Here is a 7,377-nt window from a genome sequence, read left to right as displayed (position 1 = left end):
CACCCAACCCTCCCCCGTTGAAACGGGGGAGGGCTATGGTCCCCACCGCGCGTATGCTTTGCGCCCCTCGACCCGACTGCCCACGTGGACGCGCTGTTTCCCGAACTGGTCTGGCTGGTCTGCATCGCTTTCATGGCCGGGCTGGTCGATGCCGCGGTCGGCGGGGGCGGGCTGGTGCAATTGCCGGGGCTGTTCACCGCGCTGCCGCAGCACACGCCCGCGGCGCTGCTGGGCACCAACAAGTTCAGTGCGTTCTTCGGCACGGCCGCGGCCGGCTGGCGGTATGCGCGCAACGTGCGGTTTCCGTGGGCGCCGGTGCTGTTCGCCGCGGCCACCGCCTTCGTGTTCTCGTTCCTCGGCGCCACTGCGGTGACGCTGCTGCCGCGCGACGCGGTGCGGCCGCTGATCCTCGTGCTGCTGGTCGCGATGCTGGCCTACACGCTGCTCAAGAAGGATTTCGGGGCCTTGCACCGGCCGCGCGACGTGGGGCGCCGGGAACTCGGGTTCGCCCTGCTGATGGGCGCGGCGATCGGCTTCTACGACGGCCTGTTCGGCCCCGGCACCGGCAGCTTCCTGATCTTCCTGTTCATCCGCTTCTTCGGACTCGATTTCCTGCGCGCAAGCGCGGCGTCGAAGATCGTCAATGTCGCGACCAATCTGGCCGCGCTGTCGTTCTTCGTGCCCTCGGGCCACGTGCTGTTGGCCTTCGCGGTGCCGATGGCGGCGGCCAACGTGGCCGGCGCGTTCGCCGGCACGCGTCTGGCGCTGCGCGGCGGCACACCGGTCATCCGCAAGCTGTTCGTGCTGCTGGTGGTGGTGCTGATCGCGAAGATGGGCTGGGACACGATCGCCGGCGCCTGAGCGCCAGGCCGCGGCGCCGCAGCGACCTCAGCGCCGGCCGCCGCCTTCGATGAAACGCAGGAATTCGGCGCGGGTGCGGGCATCGTCGCGGAAGCTGCCGAGCATCCGCGAGGTGACCATGCTGACCCCGCGCTTGTGCACGCCGCGGGTGGTCATGCACTCGTGCGCGCCCTCGACCACCACACCCACGCCCAGCGGCGCCAGCGCGCGCTGAATGCAGCCGGCGATCTGGGCGGTCATCTTTTCCTGCACCTGGAAGCGCTTGGCGTAGGCCTCGACCACGCGGGCCAGCTTGCTGATGCCGACCACGCGACCGGCCGGCAGGTAGCCGACGTGCACGCGGCCGATGATCGGGGCCATGTGGTGCTCGCAGTGACTTTCGTACTCGATGTCGCGCAGCACGATCATCTCGTCGTAGCCGGCCACTTCCTCGAACGTGCGTGCGAGGTAGGCATCGGGGTCGATCGCGTACCCGCCGAACCACTCGCCGTAGGCGTCGGCGACGCGGCGCGGGGTGTCGAGCAGGCCTTCGCGCGACGGGTCTTCGCCGGCCCAGCGCAGCAGCGTGCGCACCGCCGATTCGGCATCGTCGCGGCTGACGCCGTGACGGGCGTCGGAATCAGGAGAACGGGTCATGGCGGGCACCGCGGCGACAGAGGGCGCCATGGTACCGCGTCGTATTCATTGGATCGGCGGCGGGTGGCTCAACCGACCTTGGGACCGGGCGTGTCGAGCGCGACATCCACCTCGTCCGCATCGTCGTCGGGCGCGAGATCCCAGCCGTCCTCGACCGCGCCACGGGCTTCGATCCAGCCCAGCCGGGACTGGTCGCGGGCCTGGTCCCATCCCTGTTCGAGTTCCCGCTCGACCGCGTCGAAGCGACTGCCGGCGTGGCGCTGGCGGCTGTCGCGGCCGAACCGGTAGGCAGGCGCGTAATCGTTCCAGTGACGGCCGGCGGAATAGTAGGCCGCCTGGGCCAGGCCGGCCTTGAACCGGGTCTCGAGCGCATCCTGGCCCTCCGCGGCGGCTTCGGCCGGCGTGCGGGGGTCTGGGGCGTTGGCGCTGTCGTGCAGATCATGGGTCATGGCGGGTCCGGCGAGCACGCCAGCGCCGAAACGGCGTATGGGAGGGCGGGCTGCGAATGCCACGCTAGGGCCGCTGCTGTCTGACACCAGTGAAAGGTGCCTGTTCGCCCGATTCCCCCCCAGCTGGGATTCATCGCCGCGGCGCGTCTCCGTCGAGACCGGCCAGCACGGCAGCGGTGAACAGCGCCGGGTCGAAGCGCTTGCCGGTCGGGTCTTCGCCCCGCCGTACCAGCACCACGCCGCGCGACGGCACCACGATCACGTACTGCCCGCGGTTGCCCATCGCGGCGAAGGTGTCGGCCGGCACGCCCGGTGCGCGCTGCATCAGCCACAGGGTCGCGCCATAGCCGAGATCGCCTTCGGGCTGCGGGCCGGATGGCGTGGTCGCGGTGCGCACCCAGCCGTCGGGCAGCAGGCGGCGGCCTTCGAACATGCCGTCCTGCTGCAGCAGCAGACCGAAGCGGGCGAGATCGCGCGCGGTCGACCAGACCTGGCTCGACAGCACGAACCCGCCGCGCCAGTCGGTCTCGGCCACGGTGCGGGTCATGCCCAGCGGCCAGAACAGATCGGTGAACGGCCGCGACAGCGCACGGGCCTCGTCGCCGGTGGCCGCGCGCAGCGCATGCACGGCGAGCACGCTGTCGTGGTTGGCGTAGCGGAACCGCGTGCCGGGCGGATGTACCAGCGGCCCGCCGGTCGCGGACTCGGCCACGGTGGCGCCGCCGAAATACAGTGCGTCGGTGCGGTTGCCGGCGGTGTCGCTGTGCAGGCCGCTCGACATGCGCAGCAACTGGTCGATGGTGATCGCGCTGCGTGGATCGCCGGGCGCCTGCCACTCGGGCACCGGCGCCGGCTGTGCGGGGTCGAGTGCGCCGGCTGCCTGCGCCACGCCGACCAGCGCGCCGGCCAGACTCTTGGCCACCGACCAGGTGCGCTGCGAGGTGTGCGGGCCGAAGCCGTCGCGATAGCGCTCGGCGACGATGCGTCCGTCCTGCAGGACGATCACGCCGGTCGTCGCATGGCCTTCGCCGTAATTCGGCGTGTCGAATGCGGCGGACACGGCTGCTTCGAGCGCAGCGGCGTCGCCACGCGGCGTGGCGATCGCGTCGCGTTCGCCGACTGGCCAGGGCCGGTCGTCGAGATCCGGCGCTTCGGTATCGAAGCGCGGCAACGCGGCGATCGCATCGACGCCTGCGCCGATCGGCAACTGCGCGCAGCCGAGGTTGGGTCGCCACGCGGCGATGCGCGGCGGCAGCGCGTCATCGAAGCTGACGGACACGGTGCGCGCGTCGGCATCGACCACCGCGTCCAGCGCCAGCACGTCGGCCTGGTAATCGGGATAGATGCCGACGAGTTCCAGCGCCTGCGCCTGTGTGGCCGTGCGCCCGGCGTTGAACTGCACGCTGCACAGCGTCAGCGCCTTGTAGCCGGCGGCGATCGCGCGCGCATGGGTGGCGCGTTCGCGCTCCAGCGGCGTCGGGTCTTGCGCGGTGACGGCGGCGGGCAGCAACAGCAGGGGCAGCAGCAGGGCGAGACGCATCGGCATTCCGGTCGGCGGGACTGAACGCCAGTGTAGGCGTCGCGCTTTGCCGCGCGGCCGGCGACGGGCATCATGGCCGGCCGGACCCATGCAATACACGGAGCAGGACATGACGGACGCGACTGGCACGCGGCGCATCAAGCGTTCGAAGACGACGGCCCTGCTGCTGATGGGCACCGCGCCGTTGCTGCTCAGTGCCTGCCAGCGCACCGCGCCGGTCGAAGTGCAGGACGGCCTCTACACCTCGGTCGAAAGCTGCGCGCAGGCGGTCGGCGACACCGCGACCTGCCGCATCGCGTTCGAGCAGGCCAAATTGCAGGCCGCCGACACCGCCCCGCAGTACAGCAGCCGCGAAGCCTGCGAGGCCGAGTTCCCGGCCGAGGAATGCGTCGAGCAGAAGACCTCGACCGGGCATTCCTTCATCGGCCCGTTGATGGCCGGCTTCTTCCTGTCGTCGATGTTGAACAACAACCGCGCCGGACTTGCCCAACAGACGCCGCAGGCCTCGCCCGCGTTCCGCGACAACCGCCAGGGCTGGCTGCGCCCGAACGGTGCGCCGGGCGCCGGCCGTGCCGGCATGGCGCAGGTGTCGGCCACTCCGGACCGCGCCGTCACCGCGAATCGTGGCGGCTTCGGTCGCTCGGCCAGCGGTCGCAGCACCGGCGGCTGAAGTGCGGCGCGTCGCGATCGTCGAGCGCGGCGACTGGCAGGCGCAGGCCGCCGAGTGCGGCTTCCGGTTCCACACCATCGATGGCGCCCGCTACTGGGACGAGCGCGCGTACTACGCGTTCTCGATGGCGCAGATCGAGCACGACCTCGAAGACCCGAGCGTCGAGGTCCACCGGATGGCGATGGGGCTGGTCGACGAGATCGTCGAAAGCGACACGCTGATGCAGCGCCTGGCGATTCCCGACGCCTTCCGCGACTGGATCGCCGACAGCTGGCGCAAGCGCGAACCGCATCTCTACGGCCGCCTGGACTTCGCCTACGACGGGAACGGGCCGGCCAAACTGTACGAACTGAACTACGACACGCCGACCTCGCTGTTCGAGGCCGCGTTCTTCCAGTGGCAATGGCTCGAGGACCAGCGCGCCAGCGGCCGCCTGCCGCGCGACGCCGACCAGTTCAATTCGATCCATGAAGCGCTCGTGGACCGCTTCGGCGAGCTCGCATCCAGCCTGCCGCCGCCGCTGCTGTTCGCCGCGGTGCGCGAATCGGAAGAAGACCAGGGCACGATCGCCTACCTGCGCGACTGCGCGGCGCAGGCGGGGCTGTACGGCGACGCGATCGCGCTGGAGGACATCGGCCTGTCCGAGGACGGCCGCTATACCGATCTCGACGACACGGTGATCGGTGCGCTGTTCAAGCTGTATCCGCTGGAAGACCTGTTCAACGACGAGTTCGGCCGCGCGCTGCCCAAATCCGGCCTGCGCCTGATCGAGCCGCCCTGGAAGGCGCTGCTCAGCAACAAGGGCCTGCTGCCGCTGCTGTGGGAGCGGCATCGCGGGCATCCCAACCTGCTCGCGGCCGAGTTCGACACCGGCGGCGATCTGCCTGCCGGGTGGGTGCGCAAGCCGTTGCATTCGCGCGAAGGCGCGAACATCGAGCTGCACCTCGCCGACGGCCAGCGCCTGCACAGCGACGGCCCCTACACCGGCCCGGGCATCCGCCAGGCCGCACACCCGCTGCCCCGGTTCGACGGGCATTACCCGATGGTCGGCAGCTGGATCGTCGGCGATCACGCCTGCGGCATCGGCATCCGCGAGGACGACTCACCGATCACCCGCGACAGTGCGCGCTTCGTGCCGCATGCGATCGTCGAAGCGGACGCGCCGGCGACGTTTTACGCCTGAGGCCGGGTAACTCGGCGGCATGGGTTTCGCTGCGCTCGACCCATCCTACAAAAGCATCGCGACCCGACGGCAGGATGGGTAGAACGCAGCGAAACCCACAGCCGAGAGGGCTCAGGTGCCGGGAAACGCCGGATTCGCCCGCATCCCGAACTGGTCGATCGCCAGCAACACCACCATCGCCACTGCGGTGCCCGCTAGGCCGTACACCGCGTCGCGCGGGTCGGGCGTGTTGAGGACCGGCACCCAAAGCTCGTAAACCACGTTCGCCAGCGCGCATGCCACGCCGAGCATCATCACCAGGCGCCTGTGCACGCCCAACATCAGCCACATGTAGCCGATGCCGGCGACCAGCAGGTACGACAGGCCGAAGTTGGAGACGTGGCTGTAGACGCCGGCGTCTACAGCCAACAGGGCGTCGCTGCGCCAGCCGGGGCGCTTGCGCCCGACCAGAAGCACCGCATGCGCGGCCAGCAGGATGAGGAATGCCAGTGCCGCAACGGGCGTCGGCACACGGCGCAGGGCTGGGCGGAAAGCGTCGGACATATGCACGGTGTGACCGGGATGTCGCGAGTATGCCGCTCGATCCGCCGCTGCCGCCCGAGGCCTGCGATCATGTACGCATGACCACGCCTCTCCCGTTCTCCGCGCTCGCGCTGTCGCCCGCCCTGTTGCAGGGCGTCGATGCCCTCGGCTACACGTCTATGACCCCGATCCAGGCCGAATCGCTGCCGCCGATCCTCGAGGGCCGCGACGTCATCGCCCAGGCACCGACCGGCAGCGGCAAGACCGCGGCGTTCGGGATCGGCCTGCTGCAGAAGATCGACACCGGCCTGATCGAGACCCAGGCGCTGGTGCTCTGCCCGACGCGCGAACTCGCCGACCAGGTCGGCAAGCAGCTGCGCAAGCTCGCGCTCGGCATTCCAAACCTGAAGCTCTCGCTGCTGTGCGGTGGCATTCCGCTCGGCCCGCAGCTGGCGTCACTGACGCATCCGCCGCATGTCGTCGTCGGCACGCCCGGCCGCATCCAGGAACTGGCGAAGAAGAAGGCGCTGCACCTGCGCCACGTGCGCACGCTGGTGCTCGACGAAGCCGACCGCATGCTCGACATGGGCTTCGAGGAGTCGATCCGCGACATCGTCAAGCGCGTGCCGCCGACGCGGCAGGGCCTGCTGTTCTCGGCGACGTTCCCGGATGCAATCCGCGATCTCGGCACCGCGATGCTGCGCGAGCCGGTGCAGATCGGCGTCGAGGGTGACGCGCCGGCGCCGAAGATCGAGCAGATCTTCCACGAGGTCGAACCGTCGCGCCGCGCGCCGCAGCTGGCCGCGCTGCTGCTGCGGCATCGCCCGGAATCGGCGGTGGTGTTCTGCAACACCCGCGCCGACGTCAACGAAGTCGCCGGCTCGCTCGCGCACTACGGCTTCGATGCACTCGCGCTGCACGGCGACATGGAACAGCGCGATCGCGACGAGGTGCTGGTGCGCTTCGCCAACCGCAGCTGCAACGTGCTGGTGGCCAGCGACGTCGCCGCGCGCGGCCTCGATGTCGAGGACATCGGCGCGGTCGTGAACTACGAACTGCCGCACGACGCCGACACCTACGTGCACCGCATCGGTCGCACCGGTCGTGCGGGCCGCTCGGGCCTAGCGCTGAGTCTGGTCACGCCGCGCGAACTGCCACGCACCGCCCTGGTCGAAGCGCAGTTCGGCGCGCCGCTGCGCTGGGAAAAACTGCTGCCGCTCAGCGGCAAGGGCAGCGACGTGCCGGCCGCGCCGATGGTCACGCTGCGCATCGATGCCGGCCGCACCGACAAGCTGCGCCCCGGCGACATCGTCGGCGCGCTGACCGGCGAGGCCGGCCTGCACAAGGACGCGATCGGCAAGATCGACGTCTTCGCCACGCGCAGCTACGTCGCCATCACGCGCGGCAAGGCACAGCAGGCGGCCAACCACCTGCGCGACGGCAAGATCAAGGGCCGCCGTTTCCGCGTGCAGCCGCTGAAGACGACGTAATCGTCCGCGGCGCTGCGCGACACTGC

The 7,377-nt window shown here is 70.2% G+C and carries 8 protein-coding genes; 4 read left to right on the top strand and 4 right to left on the bottom strand.

The genetic code is table 11. From position 1 onward, the window contains the following. Positions 1-84: 84 nt before the first annotated feature. Positions 85-861 (top strand): TSUP family transporter, encoded by a 777-nt coding sequence (locus CURTO8I2_RS10905; protein WP_255475787.1) that lies wholly within the window; start codon positions 85-87, stop codon positions 859-861. A 27-nt stretch (positions 862-888) separates the two neighbouring features. On the opposite strand, the gene folE is transcribed toward CURTO8I2_RS10905, so the two are convergent. The 3 genes from folE to CURTO8I2_RS10890 form a co-directional block, all read right to left on the bottom strand. Then, positions 889-1,497 carry a GTP cyclohydrolase I FolE gene (gene folE, locus CURTO8I2_RS10900; protein WP_159681095.1) on the bottom strand — a complete coding sequence of 203 codons (609 nt, stop codon included), beginning with the start codon at positions 1,495-1,497 and terminating at the stop codon, positions 889-891. A gap of 68 nt (positions 1,498-1,565) precedes the next feature. Next, positions 1,566-1,946, bottom strand: coding sequence for a hypothetical protein (locus CURTO8I2_RS10895; RefSeq protein ID WP_159681094.1), 381 nt, complete (start codon positions 1,944-1,946; stop codon positions 1,566-1,568). A 130-nt stretch (positions 1,947-2,076) separates the two neighbouring features. Then, the gene (locus CURTO8I2_RS10890) at positions 2,077-3,486 is read right to left on the bottom strand and encodes a serine hydrolase (protein WP_159681093.1); all 1,410 of its coding nucleotides are present in this window, start codon (positions 3,484-3,486) and stop codon (positions 2,077-2,079) included. A gap of 136 nt (positions 3,487-3,622) precedes the next feature. Between CURTO8I2_RS10890 and CURTO8I2_RS10885 the strand changes: the two genes are divergently transcribed. After that, positions 3,623-4,156 carry a DUF1190 domain-containing protein gene (locus tag CURTO8I2_RS10885; protein WP_159681662.1) on the top strand — a complete coding sequence of 178 codons (534 nt, stop codon included), beginning with the start codon at positions 3,623-3,625 and terminating at the stop codon, positions 4,154-4,156. A 1-nt stretch (position 4,157) separates the two neighbouring features. Then, a complete protein-coding gene (locus CURTO8I2_RS10880) occupies positions 4,158-5,339 on the top strand; it encodes a glutathionylspermidine synthase family protein (RefSeq protein ID WP_159681092.1) in 1,182 nt (393 codons plus the stop codon). 111 nt (positions 5,340-5,450) lie between these two features. Here CURTO8I2_RS10880 and CURTO8I2_RS10875 read toward each other — a convergent pair whose 3' ends face one another. Next, on the bottom strand, positions 5,451-5,882 hold the full coding sequence (locus tag CURTO8I2_RS10875) for a hypothetical protein (protein ID WP_159681091.1): 432 nt from the start codon (positions 5,880-5,882) through the stop codon (positions 5,451-5,453). A 77-nt stretch (positions 5,883-5,959) separates the two neighbouring features. Here CURTO8I2_RS10875 and dbpA point away from each other — a divergent pair, with 77 nt between their 5' ends. Then, the gene (dbpA, locus tag CURTO8I2_RS10870; protein ID WP_159681090.1) at positions 5,960-7,351 is read left to right on the top strand and encodes an ATP-dependent RNA helicase DbpA; all 1,392 of its coding nucleotides are present in this window, start codon (positions 5,960-5,962) and stop codon (positions 7,349-7,351) included. Positions 7,352-7,377: the final 26 nt, after the last annotated feature.

Source organism: Luteimonas sp. 9C, from assembly GCF_902506295.1.
Lineage (GTDB): Bacteria > Pseudomonadota > Gammaproteobacteria > Xanthomonadales > Xanthomonadaceae > Luteimonas.
The sequence above is the reverse complement of the archived record's forward strand: the minus strand, read 5'-3'. Positions and strand labels throughout refer to the sequence as shown.

What these genes read in the sequence shown, in the direction of transcription:
- folE (WP_159681095.1), bottom strand. Translation starts at nt 1,497, where the DNA reads ATGACCCGTTCTCCTGATTCCGACGCCCGTCACGGCGTCAGCCGCGAC.
- CURTO8I2_RS10890 (WP_159681093.1), bottom strand. Translation starts at nt 3,486, where the DNA reads ATGCGTCTCGCCCTGCTGCTGCCCCTGCTGTTGCTGCCCGCCGCCGTC.
- dbpA (WP_159681090.1), top strand. Translation starts at nt 5,960, where the DNA reads ATGACCACGCCTCTCCCGTTCTCCGCGCTCGCGCTGTCGCCCGCCCTG.
- CURTO8I2_RS10895 (WP_159681094.1), bottom strand. Translation starts at nt 1,946, where the DNA reads ATGACCCATGATCTGCACGACAGCGCCAACGCCCCAGACCCCCGCACG.
- CURTO8I2_RS10875 (WP_159681091.1), bottom strand. Translation starts at nt 5,882, where the DNA reads ATGTCCGACGCTTTCCGCCCAGCCCTGCGCCGTGTGCCGACGCCCGTT.